This window comes from Shewanella sp. Sh95, from assembly GCF_001308045.1.
GTDB classification, from domain to species: domain Bacteria; phylum Pseudomonadota; class Gammaproteobacteria; order Enterobacterales; family Shewanellaceae; genus Shewanella; species Shewanella xiamenensis.
This window is the reverse complement of the sequence record NZ_LGYY01000174.1, coordinates 1-14,834: the sequence shown is the minus strand read 5'-3', so window position 1 is coordinate 14,834 and position 14,834 is coordinate 1. Positions and strand designations below refer to the sequence as shown.

General features: G+C 48.4%; 12 protein-coding genes. 7 read left to right on the top strand and 5 right to left on the bottom strand.

Annotated features, from left to right (window positions below; translation table 11 throughout):
* Positions 1 to 450 precede the first annotated feature (450 nt).
* Both ssb and AEA42_RS12735 read right to left on the bottom strand, forming a co-directional pair.
* Positions 451 to 1,170: a single-stranded DNA-binding protein gene (ssb, locus tag AEA42_RS12740; RefSeq protein ID WP_047536353.1), complete on the bottom strand. Its 720-nt coding sequence runs from the start codon at positions 1,168 to 1,170 to the stop codon at positions 451 to 453.
* Between the two features lie 108 nt (positions 1,171 to 1,278).
* Positions 1,279 to 2,646: an MFS transporter gene (locus AEA42_RS12735; protein WP_055647928.1), complete on the bottom strand. Its 1,368-nt coding sequence runs from the start codon at positions 2,644 to 2,646 to the stop codon at positions 1,279 to 1,281.
* Positions 2,647 to 3,054: 408 nt separating this feature from the next.
* Here AEA42_RS12735 and uvrA point away from each other — a divergent pair, with 408 nt between their 5' ends.
* The 5 genes from uvrA to AEA42_RS12710 all read left to right on the top strand — a co-directional run bounded on the left by uvrA (position 3,055) and on the right by AEA42_RS12710 (position 10,045).
* A complete protein-coding gene (gene uvrA / locus AEA42_RS12730) occupies positions 3,055 to 5,907 on the top strand; it encodes an excinuclease ABC subunit UvrA (protein WP_055647927.1) in 2,853 nt (950 codons plus the stop codon).
* Between the two features lie 72 nt (positions 5,908 to 5,979).
* Complete coding sequence (locus AEA42_RS12725; RefSeq protein ID WP_231640390.1) at positions 5,980 to 6,318, top strand: hypothetical protein; 339 nt, start codon at positions 5,980 to 5,982, stop codon at positions 6,316 to 6,318.
* A gap of 84 nt (positions 6,319 to 6,402) precedes the next feature.
* Positions 6,403 to 7,437: a M28 family peptidase gene (locus AEA42_RS12720; RefSeq protein ID WP_055647925.1), complete on the top strand. Its 1,035-nt coding sequence runs from the start codon at positions 6,403 to 6,405 to the stop codon at positions 7,435 to 7,437.
* A 191-nt stretch (positions 7,438 to 7,628) separates the two neighbouring features.
* On the top strand, positions 7,629 to 9,500 hold the full coding sequence (locus AEA42_RS12715) for a DEAD/DEAH box helicase (protein WP_037422567.1): 1,872 nt from the start codon (positions 7,629 to 7,631) through the stop codon (positions 9,498 to 9,500).
* A 170-nt stretch (positions 9,501 to 9,670) separates the two neighbouring features.
* Positions 9,671 to 10,045 carry a hypothetical protein gene (locus AEA42_RS12710; protein ID WP_055647924.1) on the top strand — a complete coding sequence of 125 codons (375 nt, stop codon included), beginning with the start codon at positions 9,671 to 9,673 and terminating at the stop codon, positions 10,043 to 10,045.
* A gap of 43 nt (positions 10,046 to 10,088) precedes the next feature.
* Here the strand turns inward: AEA42_RS12710 and AEA42_RS12705 are convergent, their stop codons facing one another.
* Together AEA42_RS12705 and AEA42_RS12700 are read right to left on the bottom strand one after the other, a co-directional pair.
* Positions 10,089 to 10,712, bottom strand: a complete 624-nt coding sequence (locus AEA42_RS12705) for an HAD-IA family hydrolase (RefSeq protein WP_055647923.1) — start codon at positions 10,710 to 10,712, stop codon at positions 10,089 to 10,091.
* A gap of 23 nt (positions 10,713 to 10,735) precedes the next feature.
* Positions 10,736 to 11,710, bottom strand: coding sequence for a DMT family transporter (locus AEA42_RS12700; protein ID WP_055647922.1), 975 nt, complete (start codon positions 11,708 to 11,710; stop codon positions 10,736 to 10,738).
* A 319-nt stretch (positions 11,711 to 12,029) separates the two neighbouring features.
* Here AEA42_RS12700 and AEA42_RS12695 point away from each other — a divergent pair, with 319 nt between their 5' ends.
* Positions 12,030 to 12,845 carry a hydratase gene (locus AEA42_RS12695; RefSeq protein WP_055647921.1) on the top strand — a complete coding sequence of 272 codons (816 nt, stop codon included), beginning with the start codon at positions 12,030 to 12,032 and terminating at the stop codon, positions 12,843 to 12,845.
* 157 nt (positions 12,846 to 13,002) lie between these two features.
* Positions 13,003 to 14,118 carry an energy transducer TonB gene (locus tag AEA42_RS12690; protein ID WP_055647920.1) on the top strand — a complete coding sequence of 372 codons (1,116 nt, stop codon included), beginning with the start codon at positions 13,003 to 13,005 and terminating at the stop codon, positions 14,116 to 14,118.
* Between the two features lie 4 nt (positions 14,119 to 14,122).
* Here the strand turns inward: AEA42_RS12690 and AEA42_RS12685 are convergent, their stop codons facing one another.
* Complete coding sequence (locus AEA42_RS12685) at positions 14,123 to 14,491, bottom strand: cysteine-rich CWC family protein (protein WP_082389647.1); 369 nt, start codon at positions 14,489 to 14,491, stop codon at positions 14,123 to 14,125.
* Between the last annotated feature and the right edge of the window lie 343 nt (positions 14,492 to 14,834).

The window sequence follows — 14,834 nt, the reverse complement described above, 5'->3', positions numbered from 1 at the left end:
CTTTACCTGTGAGGCTTTTACCTGATTGCAGATCTTTAAGGGCTTGTTCGAAGTTAAAAGGTTGGGTCATGTGTCATTCCTGTTTTTGAATATTTTACTGAAATGACACAGAATTATGAACACTACCGTGAAACATGAAACAGTGGTACTCTGTGAATATTGCTATCTACTGTTATTTGTTTTTCATCGCTCTTTAATGGATTATTTTCCTGACTTATTACATCTTCCATGGAAGAATTCCTTTCTTTTAGTAGTCGTCATAACGTTAATTTATTTTCAAAAGTTCAAGCCCTTTAGCGGACTCAAACAATCTACCCTAAACCGCAACAACTGTTAACAATTAAGCAAATAAAATTATTCAAAGGAAAGATAAGCCACATATAAACAAAAAGCCCTGCAAAATATTGCAGGGCTTTTAAAAACTATGTTTCCACTGTAAAAGTTGGAAAATTAAAACGGGATATCGTCGTCCCAACCATCATCCAAATCTGGAGTGAAGTTTTGTTGTGGCTGTGGCGCTGGACGCTGCGCAGGTGCCGCTGGCGCTTGATACGCAGGAGCTGCAGGCTTAGGCGCATAACCGCCCTGCTGTGGCTGAGCGTGAGGCTGAACATGGGGCTGCGCCTGTTGCTGACCATAGCTTTGCTGAGCTGGCTGCTGATTGTAGCCAGATTGAGGTTGTGGCGCTGGTGCTTGGTAAGCCGGAGCCGCTTGCGGTGCTGGCGCGTATTGATTTTGCGCAGGAGCTGCTTGTTGTGGGGCTGATTGGTAACCGCCGTTTTGTGGCATACCACCCATTGGGGCGCCTTGGCCTTGACCTTGGTTACGGCCACCTAACATTTGCATGCTACCGCTTTGGTCGATAACCACTTCAGTGCTGTAACGATCTTGACCGCTTTGGTCTTTCCACTTACGCGTTTGCAATTTACCTTCGAGGTAAACCTGTGAACCTTTACGCAGGTACTCACCCGTAATTTCAGCCAACTTGCCAAACAGAACCACACGGTGCCATTCAGTACGTTCTTGCTGTTGACCTTGTTGGTCTTTCCACGATTCGCTGGTCGCAACGGTGATGTTTGCGACTGCGTTACCGTTTGGCATATAACGCACTTCTGGATCTTGTCCCAAATTGCCAACCAAAATTACCTTGTTAACACCACGACTGGCCATTGAAATCTCCTGCGATTCTTTAAATAATCTGTTAATTCAGTATGTTGTTTATAATTGTTGCCGCAAGGGAAAATCCGCATCCCTAAGTATTCGCGGCAATAACACATATTATTGAGCAGAGCCTAACACAGCTCGGGCTTCTCTTAAATCGAAATGCTCGTCAACTTTGAGATAAGCGACTTTCTCGTCTAGCACCACAATCGCTTCAACCACCCCCATCAATTGTGACAGTTGCGCCGCCATATCACGGGCTTGGATTTTGTCTTTAACGGCAGCCTCTAAGGTGTAACTCTTAAGCAGTACAGGATTTTCCATCCCTAAGGTGAGCAATAACCAAATGCCCATTAACACCAACGCGACAATAAACACGCCCACGGCACCGACTAATTGGTACGCACCGCCACCGAGCATACCGCCACAAAAGGCCCCGAAGAATTGGCTGGTCGAATAAACACCCATCGCCGAGCCTTTTTCACCCACGGGGCAGAATTTCGCAATCAAACTCGGCAGCGACGCCTCAAGGTAGTTAAAGCCAGTAAAAAACAGCAGCACGGCCACGCTCAATACCCAGAGGTTGCTGGCAAAAATCGCCATGGCCGCAAGGGCAAACATCATGATCACTAAAGCAATTTGGAACATCGCCTTAGTATTCTTGCGCTTCACCCCGATGATGATTAACGGCACCATCAAGAAGAATGCGCCCACAAACGCAGGGAAATACAGCATCCAATGTTTTTCTTTCACCAGACCCGCATCGACTAAGTCGAGTGGCAAGGCGACAAACACGGCGGTTAACACTAAGTGCAGAATAAAGATCCCCGCATCGAGCCTAAACAGCTGCGGATCGGTCAACATGCGCTTAAGCTTCGCGGGCGCCGCTAAGGTATCGCCCTTAGGTGCGTGGAAAATGGGATTGGGCACCAATAACTGCACAATCAACATGCCTAACACCGCAAGCCCAGCAGTTAAAAAGAATAACCCTGATAAGCCTAAATGCTGCGCCACAATCGGGCCAACCAGTAACGACAGTGCAAACGAGCCACCGATACACATACCAATAATCGCCATGACTTTGGTACGTTGCTCATCCCGTGTTAAGTCGGCCGCGAGCGCCAGCACAGCGGCCGCAATCGCGCCCATTCCTTGTACAGCACGGCCAAACACCACGCCATAGATAGTCTCAGCATTGGCGGCAATTAAACTGCCGATGGCAAACACCACTAAGCCTGCAAGAATGACAGGTTTACGGCCATATTTGTCTGATAAAATCCCCATAGGGATCTGTAAAATGGCCTGAGTTAAGCCATAGGCACCGATGGCAATGCCCACCCAAAGGGGTGAAAAACCTTCTAAATGCCGACCATAAAGTGCAAAGACGGGCATGATCATAAACAAGCCCATCATGCGTAAACCAAATACACTGGCTAAAGAAAACGCGACTCTTGTCTCGGTTCCTGAAAGTCCGTTGTTACCCATGATTTTGCCTTGGATTGAAGTCTTTTAGGGGGCGCATGTTAGCACACCACAAAGCATTTGCTCAAAAGGAAAAACCGTCCTAAGCACTCGTAGTTAACGGGTTGTCCAGCCCCATCGCGACGCCGTTTAAAAGGCACAGTTACGGCCTTAGGTCTTTATTTTAAAGGCTTATCTAAAAGTCGATTCGCTACAAATAGTTAACTTGATACTTACAGAGATAAGCTTAGGCTTGCCCTCATACTTGGATTAATCTTAGTTAATTCGCTAGGTTCATCACGATTATATCGACCACGGCCAAGCATTGGCTTACCGCCAACCCAGAATAGAGATCACAGAATCGACTAAACTCAGCCGCCGAACTGTGCGATACTTAGGCTCATTTTTTTAAGCATAAGACTTGAGCGATAGATGGATAAGATTGAAATACGCGGCGCACGGACCCACAATCTCAAAAATATCAACCTGACTATCCCAAGGGATAAGTTAATCGTTATCACAGGGTTATCGGGATCAGGCAAATCTTCCCTAGCATTTGATACTTTATATGCCGAAGGCCAACGACGTTACGTTGAGTCTCTTTCTGCCTATGCCCGCCAATTCTTAAGCTTGATGGAAAAGCCCGATGTCGATCATATCGAAGGCTTAAGCCCGGCGATTTCCATCGAACAAAAATCAACCTCCCATAACCCACGTTCGACTGTGGGTACCATCACCGAAATTTACGACTATCTACGTCTGCTGTTTGCCCGCGTGGGCGAACCGCGCTGCCCGACTCATGGCCAACCGCTGGCGGCGCAAACCGTGAGCCAGATGGTCGATAAAGTGTTAGAAATGCCCGAGGATAGCCGCTTAATGCTGCTGGCGCCCGTGGTCAACGGCCGTAAGGGTGAGCACGTTAAATTACTCGAGGGTTTATCCGCTCAAGGTTATATCCGCGCCCGTATCGACGGTGAAGTCTGCGATTTAACCGATCCGCCAACCCTCGACTTACACGTTAAGCACACCATCGAAGTGGTGGTCGATCGTTTTAAAGTCCGCAGCGATATCCAGCAGCGCCTCGCCGAATCCTTTGAAACAGCGCTCGAACTCTCGGGTGGGATTGCCGTGGTCGCCAGCATGGATGAAGGCGCCACTGAAGAATTAATCTTCTCGGCCAACTTTGCTTGCCCGCACTGTGGTTACTCGATGGCCGAGCTTGAGCCACGGATTTTCTCCTTTAACAACCCAGCCGGTGCTTGCCCAACCTGCGATGGTTTAGGGGTACAACAGTTTTTCGACCCAGACAGAGTGATCACCAACCCTGAGTTATCCCTGGCTGGCGGCGCGATTCGCGGCTGGGATAGACGTAACTTCTATTACTTCCAGATGCTAAGTTCGCTGGCCGACCACTATAAGTTCGATGTCGAAGTTCCCTTCGAACAGTTGTCGGATAAGGTGAGAAAAATCGTTCTCTACGGTTCAGGTAAAGACAGCATCGCCTTCAAATACATCAACGACCGTGGCGATGTGGTGGTGCGCAATCACCCCTTCGAAGGCATCTTAAATAATATGGACCGGCGTTACCGTGAGACCGAAAGTAACGCGGTGCGCGATGAGTTAGCCAAATTTATCAACACCCAAGCTTGCCAAAGCTGTGGCGGTTCGCGTCTGCGTGAAGAGGCTCGCCACGTATTTATTGGCGATCTAAACTTGCCGAAACTGACCGTTTGGTCAATTGGTGAAGCCCTAGATTATTTTGACAAACTCGAGTTCAACGGCCAAAAAGCACAAATTGCTGAAAAAATCCTCAAGGAAGTGCGCGACCGTTTAGGTTTCCTCGTCAATGTTGGCCTTAACTATTTAAGCCTATCACGCTCGGCCGAGACCCTCTCGGGCGGTGAAGCGCAGCGTATTCGCTTAGCCAGCCAAATCGGTGCTGGGCTTGTCGGCGTAATGTATGTGCTCGATGAGCCTTCTATCGGCTTGCACCAGCGGGATAACGAGCGTCTACTGCAAACCCTGATCCACCTGCGGGATTTAGGCAACACAGTGATTGTGGTAGAGCACGATGAAGATGCTATTCGTATGGCGGATCATATTATCGATATCGGCCCAGGCGCTGGCGTCCATGGTGGTGAAGTGATTTGCGACGGTCCGATTGAGAAAATTATCGCCTGCGACGAGTCCGTCACTGGGCAGTACATTTCGGGTAAACGCAATATTCATATCAGTACCCCACGTACGCCGTTCGACCCGAAACAAGTGATTGAGCTCTACGGCGCCCGCGGCAATAACCTGCGTAATGTAGATTTAACCATCCCTGTGGGATTATTCACCTGTGTGACTGGAGTATCGGGCTCAGGTAAATCGACGCTGATTAACGATACCTTCTTTAGAATTGCCCACAAACAACTCAACGGCGCCACCGTCGATGAGCCCGCGCCTTACGATCGCATTGTCGGCATGGAGCAATGCGATAAAGTGGTCGATATCGACCAAAGCCCGATTGGCCGCACTCCGCGATCAAACCCCGCCACTTATACTGGCATCTTTACCCCAATTCGGGAGATTTTTGCCGGAACGCAGGAATCCCGAACTCGTGGTTATCAGGTCGGGCGCTTCTCCTTTAACGTCAAAGGTGGTCGCTGCGAGGCCTGCCAAGGCGATGGCTTAATTAAAGTCGAAATGCACTTCCTGCCCGATGTGTATGTGCCCTGCGATGCCTGTAAGGGCAAACGTTATAACCGCGAAACCTTAGAAGTGCGCTACAAGGGCAAGAATATCCACGAAGTGCTGCAAATGACGGTGGAAGATGCCCGCGAATTTTTCGATGCCGTGCCTGCGATTGCCCGCAAACTGCAAACCCTAATGGATGTGGGTTTGTCCTACGTACGTTTAGGCCAGAGCGCGACCACGTTGTCGGGCGGTGAGGCCCAAAGGGTAAAACTGGCCAAGGAACTCTCTAAACGCGATACCGGTAAGACCTTGTATATATTGGATGAACCAACCACAGGCCTGCACTTTGCCGATATCCAATTGCTGCTGGATGTACTGCATCGACTCAAATCCCACGGCAACACGATTGTGGTGATTGAGCATAATCTGGATGTGATTAAAACCGCAGACTGGATTATCGACTTAGGCCCTGAAGGCGGCGGTGGCGGCGGTACAATCCTCGCCACAGGCACACCAGAAGAAGTAGCCTTGCATCCTACCTCACACACGGCACGCTTCTTAAAGCCGCTGCTGGAGCGGGATGCACAACTAGCAACGCAGTCATAATCAGGTAAGGCTTCAACCTCAACGACGCCTTGGGAGAACACTCCCAAGGCGCACTCCATCGAGGAGGATATTTTGTTAGAACATCGCCCCAACTTAACCAGCTTAAGTCGCGTTAATGTCATGCTCATTACCTGTTTAGGACTAATGCTATTCGCACTTGCTATCGCGGCTATCGATCCGATTATCGGTCAACCCACTCGTTTACAAGTTACTGTCATAGATAGCACCGCAGAAAATAGCCTACTGGCATTACCCGATGGCCGAGTCACCACGCTTGCCCAAGGTGGACTCACCAAAAATACTCAGGTCACCCTGTGCTCGCGCACACATTTGGTCTCAGGCTTAGAGCACTTTAATTTAAGCCCGCACCAAGAGGCGGCGCTCTCCCCCGAGATCCAGGTATTAGATTAAATCCACATTAGGGCCCATGCACTCTAGCTAAATCCCTGTTAGGCTGAGGAATGATCGTTCCTATTGCCAACCTTAAGGATAATCATGGGCAATTTGGCGCATGCACTCACTGCAATCATCCGCTCATGGTCTCCATGCATGGGCTTATTGCGCTTTTTTACCCTTAGCCTATGTATGGGACTCATGGCCTGTACTAGCCAACCTGCCGAATATACTTGCTCACCTGAGGCGATTGGATTGAATTGGGCAGCCCCCGCAGATCTTAAGCAAACAGTAGCAACACTCAGCTCAGCAGAATTAATGGGGCGTAAAACCCAAACAGAAGGCGCAGCCAAGGCGCGCGACTATTTAAACCGCCAGTTTCAACAACTAGGCCTTAAACCTTGGGGAACAACCTTCGAGGTTCCCTTCGAATATTTCACCCTATTTAGCCAAGAGGAGGGAAGCAATCTGGTCGCCTTAGCGCCAGCGCGACAACCTACGGATAAATGGCGTATTGTAGTCGCCCACTATGATCATCTCGGCATAAAAGGCGGCAAGGTTTACCACGGTGCCGATGACAATGCCTCCGGCGTTGCCGCATTACTCGCCATCGCCAACCACTGGCAAGCGCAGCAACGCGCTGCACCCGACTCACTCCCCAACATTAACTTAATGTTTGTCGCGACCGATGCCGAAGAACCTGGACTGTTTGGCAGCACTGCCTTAGTGGAGCAACTCAAGCAGCGAATGCCTGAAGCGCAATTTGAACTGATGCTCAATCTGGATATGATTGGCCACCCAAGTCGCCCTTACGCGATTTACCTTGAGGGCAGCCGCAACTTTTATCAATTTCCTCAATTTAGGCCAATGTTGAATCAATCTAACGGCCTGTGCATCAAACTCAGTCACCCTAAGCCTGTGGGGAGAAGTATCCAGAGCACTAATTGGCTAAGAGCATCGGATCATTATCCCTTTCATCAGGCTAAAATCCCTTGGCTATATTTTGGTGTGCCCACCCATCCGCAATATCATACGCCGGAGGATACCTACGAGACCTTGGACTATGTTTTTCTCGCCGCTGTAGCGGAATCGGCTTTTGAATTAATTAAACTCGATGGCAACTTTTTGAAAAATTAGCCGAAGTGGCGCGTTTCTTGCTCAGTTTTTGTGAAAAAACCTTCCTAAACGGTGGATTTATCCTTATCCGGATTGGTAAAGCGGCTTATATGCTGCTATAATCCGTCGTTCGCGGGAAATCGACACGGGGTTGATTTTCTGTCTGTGAAACTTAAGCGCCAATCCGCGCGCATCCACAAGGCTACAACTCAATGTCATCCGATGAAAGAACTTTCCGTGAACTCGGCCTATCCGAGAATTTGTTGCGTGCTCTTGACGAGCTAGGTTATGAAAAACCAACGCCAATCCAATCAGCCAGTATTGATCCACTTATGGCTGGCAAAGATATTTTAGGTCAAGCGCAAACAGGTACAGGTAAAACTGGCGCCTTCGCGCTGCCGCTGCTGAATAAAGTCACCAGCCAAACCACACCACAAATTTTAGTATTAGCACCAACGCGTGAACTTGCAGTTCAAGTTGCTGAAGCGTTCAGTAGCTATGCCAAATTTATTAAGAATTTCCATGTACTGCCGATCTACGGTGGTCAAAGCATGCAACAACAGTTGAATGCCCTCAAACGTGGTCCACAAGTTATCGTGGGTACGCCTGGTCGTGTAATGGACCATATGCGTCGTGGCACGTTAAAACTCGATTCATTAAAAGCACTCGTGCTCGATGAAGCCGACGAAATGCTAAAAATGGGCTTCATCGATGATATCGAATGGATCCTTGAGCACACGCCAAGCGAGCGCCAATTGGCACTATTCTCGGCCACAATGCCAGAGCAAATTAAACGTGTTGCTAACCAGCATTTACGTAGCCCTGTACATGTGCGTATCGAGTCTAGCCAAACGACAGTTGAGTCAATCGAACAACGTTTCGTACAGGTATCACAGCACAATAAATTAGAAGCGTTAGTACGCGTATTAGAAGTTGAAAATACTGAAGGTATCATCATCTTCGTTCGTACTCGTAACTCATGCGTTGAATTAGCTGAAAAACTTGAAGCCCGTGGCTATGCCTCATCACCTTTACATGGTGATATGAACCAACAAGCCCGTGAGCGTGCAGTTGAACAACTCAAAAACGGCAAGCTAGACATCCTGATCGCGACTGACGTTGCGGCCCGTGGTCTAGACGTTGAGCGTATTGGCCACGTAGTAAACTACGATATCCCATACGATACAGAAGCTTACGTTCACCGCATTGGTCGTACTGGCCGCGCAGGTCGTAATGGTATGGCAATTCTGTTCGTTACCAGCCGTGAAATGCGTATGTTGCGCACTATCGAGCGTGCGACTAACAGCCGTATTTCGCCAATGAAAGTACCAAGCCCAGAAACCGTTGCAGAACGTCGCCTGTCACGCTTGGGTGAGCAGCTCGCTCAAACCATGAACAACGATCTCGAATTTATGCGTGAAGCCGTTGCTCAGTTATGCCAACAGCTTGAAGTGGATACCGATCTGCTCGCAGCGGCCCTACTGCACCAAGTTCAGCAGGAACGTCCACTGCAATTACCTGCGATTCAAGAACGTGTTCGTGATGAACGCAGTGAGCGTAGCGAACGTAGTTCAGACCGTGGTGCTGACCGTGGCGAACGCCGTAGCCGTGAATCTCGTCCAATGCCAGCAAGCTTAGGTAGCGCTGAAGCGTTAAAAGACAATCCAGACCTGAAAATGTGCCGTTATGTGATCGACGTAGGTCGTGAAAATGGCGTAGGTGTAGGCAATATCGTTGGTGCTATCGCAAACGAAGCCAATATCGACAGCCGTTATATCGGTGCAATCCAACTTTATGATTCAGTGACAACTGTTGACCTGCCAGACGGCATGCCAAAAGATGTACTGCAACACCTGAAGAAAGTGCGTGTGTGTGGTAAGCCATTGAATATCCGTGAAGCTGGCGACCAAGTCTTTGTTGACTCTGGCCGTGGTGCCCGTAGCGACCGTCGTCCACGTAGCGACCGCCCAGCCGGTGATCGTAAGCCACGTGCAGCGTCGGGTGACAAGCCGTTTGCTGACCGCAAACCACGTTCAGACAAGCCAGCAGGCGAACGTAGACCACGTAAACCACGCGAAGAGTAATCCGCAAACCTAAACCCTTAGGTCAAGCGCATAAAAAAGGAGCCTAGGCTCCTTTTTTGTTATCCAATATTTTCCAAATTAACTCATACTTGGCCCAAATTAACTTGCACTTAAGCCTGCATGTCTATTAGTGTCGGCGTAGACTTTAACAACGCATCTAGTGTATTTCGATGAAAAAAGCCTTTAACGCCGGACTGTTATCCGCCTTTGTCGCCCCCGGCAGCGGCCATTTTTACCTAAAACATAAACGCACTGCACTGGTATTTTTTAGCTTAGCGGTCGTGAGCCTTGTACTGCTACTCATGCAAATCTATCAAGTGGCGCAAGTGATCGCCTTAGATATTCAAAACGGCACCTTACCGCTTGATATCGGCATTATTTCTGCCGAAATCACCCAACAAACCCAGACCACAATTGCTAATGCCAATGAACTGCTCTATGGCTTTTTACTCTGCTGGTTAGTGGCATTACTCGACAGTATTCGGCTTGGGCTTAAACAAGATAAGCAAGATTCCCTAACCGCAAACACATCGAGTGAGAATTGACATAAAGTGATATAAAACCTTATCAATCTGGCATCGTGTGCACTTAGTCTTTTGGGATTGCCACTGCCCAAGCTTCAATAAAACTCTGATAATTGCCAATGAGTAAATCCGCCGCGAGTGCATAGTCGGGCACATCTTCAGGGCAGTAGAGGGCGCAGCGGCTACCGGCGTTTTGCGCAGTTTGCAGATCGAATAGGTAATCCCCCACATACAAGATATCCGCCGGACTCAACTGCCATTGCTCGCAAATCAAGTGGATCCCCTGTGGGTGAGGCTTTGGCTCGGCATCGTAACGGGTCAGTACTAAGGGGATATCAATACCGAGTTTTTCAATGGTGATTTTGGCTGCCTCGGGCATATTGCGGGTCAAAATCGCCAGCGGCAGTTGTCTTGCCTTTAAAAACGTAATCAACGCCTGCGCGCCTTCAATCCAGCTCGCTTGGCGCGAGCTGGCAAGCTCATAGTCATGGACAATTTCCAGCGCCTGCATCTTGGCCATAGTGGTCTCAAGGTTATGTATATGCTCGAGAATATCGGTACCCGATCCAATACCTAATGCCGCTCTTAAGCCTTTAAAGTCAGGGTTTGAATGGGCAAGCGTACCGTCGAGATCGAAGATAACCCCGCGGATCTGTTCTAATTCAATATCGGTCAGGCGTGTGATCACTAGGATACCTATTCAGCTGCCAGTTAAATGGGTTGTAAACGTCTCGCGCGGCGCTGGCGATACAGGGGCAGCAACTGCACCACCATCACTGACACAATAATCACACCTATGCCAAAGAGCGATAAAGCATCTAACTCATCGGCCTTAAACACGTCAGGCCACCAACCGATACTCACCACTAACGCCGTGGCACTAAAGCTAAATACTGGCGTTAACGCCAACATGGCGCTCACCTGTGCCGTCGGCCAATACTTCATTGATTGCCCAAAACAGCCGTAGGCAATCAAGGTATTGGCGGCGCAAAACAGCGCCACTTGCCAGTCAAAGCTATCCATTTGCGCAAATTGGCTAAAGTCGCTAAAGGGCGCCATCGCAAAAATACCTAAGGCATAGATAACTAAGAGTACGTTGGCGGGGGACAAACGGTTCAACAGTGACTTTTGCAGCAGCGCATAAGTGGTCCATGACAATGCAGAAAACTGCACTATCATCACCCCAAGCCAGATCTCATGGTTATCGGTGGCGGAAAAATCTAAAAAGGGATGGAAAAACATTAACATCCCTAAGGCTAAAGCGGCAAAACAACTGAGCTGCACCGCATTCAAGCGTTCTTTAAAAAATAACACGCCGCCAAAGGCGAGGAAAAATGGCGAGGTTTGAAAATTAAGTTGCGCCGCGCCCGGGGCTAAATAGTCGAGGGAATAGACGAATGACACATAGTTAAGCATTAAAAACAGTCCGGCGAGGATAAGCCTGAGCCAAACCTTGGCATCGAGCGCCGCAAACTGTTTCAAACTCCCAGCACTCCACTGCACCAAAATACTGACGATGAGCGCCACCAAAAACCGAAACCAAGTCAAGGTCACCGGATCGATAAAACTCCCCGATAGCTTAAGTGCTATAGGTAAAATCCCCCAAAACAACACGGCGACAGAAATAAACAATAACCCCAATTGAGCATGGTTATTTGCCAAGGATCCAGAGTGGCTTTGATTCACGGAAAAGTCCCAGTAGTACAGCAGAAAGGAACGCCATTCTGGCACCGCACCGCGCTAAGATCTAGCCTAAAAAGCGATTAACTTATCCGCCTGTTTGGATAATTAAGCTGACACTCAATCAATCTTGCTCGGCGATAAATGCTCAGCATTTGAAGATAAGTTTTATCAAGCCTTTGCCAACACAAAAAGGTATATTGAGCGCAATTTCTCTTTTGGCCCAGATTGGATTTATAGAGTCAATTGATATCTTATGTACACATTTATTGCGGCATAAGCCACTCTATATAAGTCTTTAAAAATAAGTCAGTTAGGATAAAAAATGTCACCAATAGACACGAAAGCACAGCTTGAGTCCATTAACGCAGCAGCACAAGAACTCGCGCAGCGCCGCGCTAAAGGTGAAGCGGGCGACCTGTTGCAAGAAGCGTTAAGGCCCAAGAATTTCCCCCACGCCTTTGCCATCCAACAAGCGATTGCGCAGCAATTTAGCGCCCAAGGCAACCCGATTGCGGGTTGGAAGTGCCTGCTCCCAACGGCAGAAAAAACCGTAGTGGCGCCCATCTATCAACACGATGTGTATATCGAAACCGCCGAGTGCCAGCTTTATCCTTCAAGCAAAGGGCTAGCCCGTATCGAACCTGAGCTCGCCTTTGAAATCGGCAACGATTTACCGCCACGTGCCACGCCCTATTCTGAGGCAGAAATCGACGCCGCCCTAGGTAAAACCCGCCTCGCCTTAGAACTTATCAAAAGTCGTTATCAAAACCCCAGCGAAGCTAATCACTTCGATGCCCTCGCCGATGGGTTAGTCAATCAAGGCCTATGGCTAGGGCCAGAACTATCTGCACCAACCGAGAGAGAAACAGGCCATTTCGCCCTGAGTGTTGAAATTGCTCATAACGAGCAGCAACAGAGCGAAACGCTACAAAAAGCCGCTGTTCATCCAAACGGTTTCCCTAAGGCCGGGCTTTATTGGTTAGTCAACTTTTTATCCGCCCAAGGGATTGGCTTAACCCGAGGACAATATGTGATCACTGGCTCCTATGCGGGGGTATTAGATTTGCCACTCAATCAAACCTGCCAATTCCACTACGGTGAGTTAGGCCAATTTGGTTTGCGGTTTGTGACTAAATAAGTCTCTGCCTAAAGGGTGCCAAGCCCATAGGCAAAGTAAGAAGGTAGGCAAAGGCTTACCTTCTTACCTTGCCTAGCGACCAACTGCCGAAAACAAACTTGTATCAAGAGTGAAACATTTGTACTATCCGAAAAAACTAAACATAAGGATATACAAGATGTTAGACGGAAAAATATTACCCTTAGCCAGTCTATTTGCTTTAGCCTTAAGTACTTCGTTACCTTTAACCGCCTCGGAAAACAGCTTTTCCCAAGCCTACAGTGACTACCAAGCCGCACTCAAACAAGGTGATAACGACCAAATAGAAGCCAGTGCCAAAAGGGCCTTCGAATTGGGCGAAGCTCAATATGCCAAGGACAGTGTCGACTTAGCTAACCTCGCCATGAACTGGGCTGGTGCGATAGAGAAGCAAGTCGCCCCTTACCCATTTGAAGAAAAGAATTTGCCAAAAACAGCTAAGGCGAATGAGTTATATCAACTCGCATTAAGCAATTATAAAAAACATTACGGCGAGCATGCCGCTGAGCTTATCGACCCACTACTCGGCGCAGCGGAAACCTCACCTAAGCTGACTGTGGCGAAGGGGATTTTTGAAGATGCTATTGAAATTGCAGAAAAAACTGCAAATAAAAAGCTGTTGGCGAATATAAAAATGGCAGCCTTTACTCGTCTCAGCAACACAGAATTGTACACTGCTAAGGTAAGAGACTATGCCTTCGAGGCCTATGAAACTTACAAAGAAATCCTGCCCGAAAATGCCCTCGACAGAGTCAAAGCCACCTATGTCGTCGGTGCCGTTGAATATGCCGAAAAGCATGATGACAAGGCGATTCCGTTGCTTTTAGAAGTGGTTAAGCAGTTTGACGCCCTTAACTTTAGCCATCCCTATGCCTTAAGTGCCCACGCTTATTTAGTCGAACTGTATGAGCGCCAAGGAAAGCGTGACGAGTCCACCGCCCACTGTATCGCCATCGGCAAAATGCGACCTTGGGCCGACACACAGGAACAGCAACCGCTATTTCGCACGGTGCCCAAATACCCTAAGTCCTACCTCATGCAACGTAAAAGTGGCTATGTGACCCTTAACTTCACAGTTGATGAGATGGGATTTGTGAAAAATCCTGAAGTGCTCGAATCCAAAGGCGGTGTACTATTTGAAAAATCCACACTGAAAATGATCGAAGAATGGCGCTATGCGCCTAAGTTTGAACATGGCAAGCCCGTGCCAGCACAAACGACTGTGCGTATAGACTATTTCACCGATAAGTCTTAATCGGTTACTTCACCTCATATCCCAGCCCATCGCCTAATCCCGATGGGCTGTTTTTATTTTCTGAAGTAACTGAAGCAACTGAAGCAACTAGCCCTCGCTTTATCCGGCTTAAACAAGTCTCACAAATACAAGCCGTCGCAGGCTGCGATAATAGTTGCGCTAACTTATCAGCACTCAGCCCTACTGTAGCGTTTGTTGATAAGCCTGCCGCCAAATCGCCAGATAGCAATTGAGTCAGATTAGGAAACCTCTGCTTAGCACACCAACACTCACTAATATCAGCCCCAAGAGTCATTGCACACTGATTCGCCCCTTGGCATAAAGGGCACAGCTGCGCTGCATTGAACTGAGGTTCGGGTAAGGGCTGAGGCACGGTAATCCTTATGGCATCGGAGTAATAACGCAGAGATAATAATGGTTTTTTGCAACTCAAGCTGAGTTGATTTGCACCAAGGTTAGACTTTAAAGCTTTTCAAACTACGTTTGAATGCTTTAGTTTACAAGTCGTGGGGCTTCCAGATTGGCTCTGTTTAGCACAATGCAATATTGATTGCGGCCTTACGGCCGAGGTGAATCAAAGTCGTGGGGTTCCCCCTGTGTCAGGATTGTTGTCACCCCTAAATAATCATTATTTTTAAAGACAGGGTGCGGCAAAAGAGAACAAAATGGCTCGGTATTCACCAGAACGTAAAGAGGCGATCCTTAAAAAATTATTA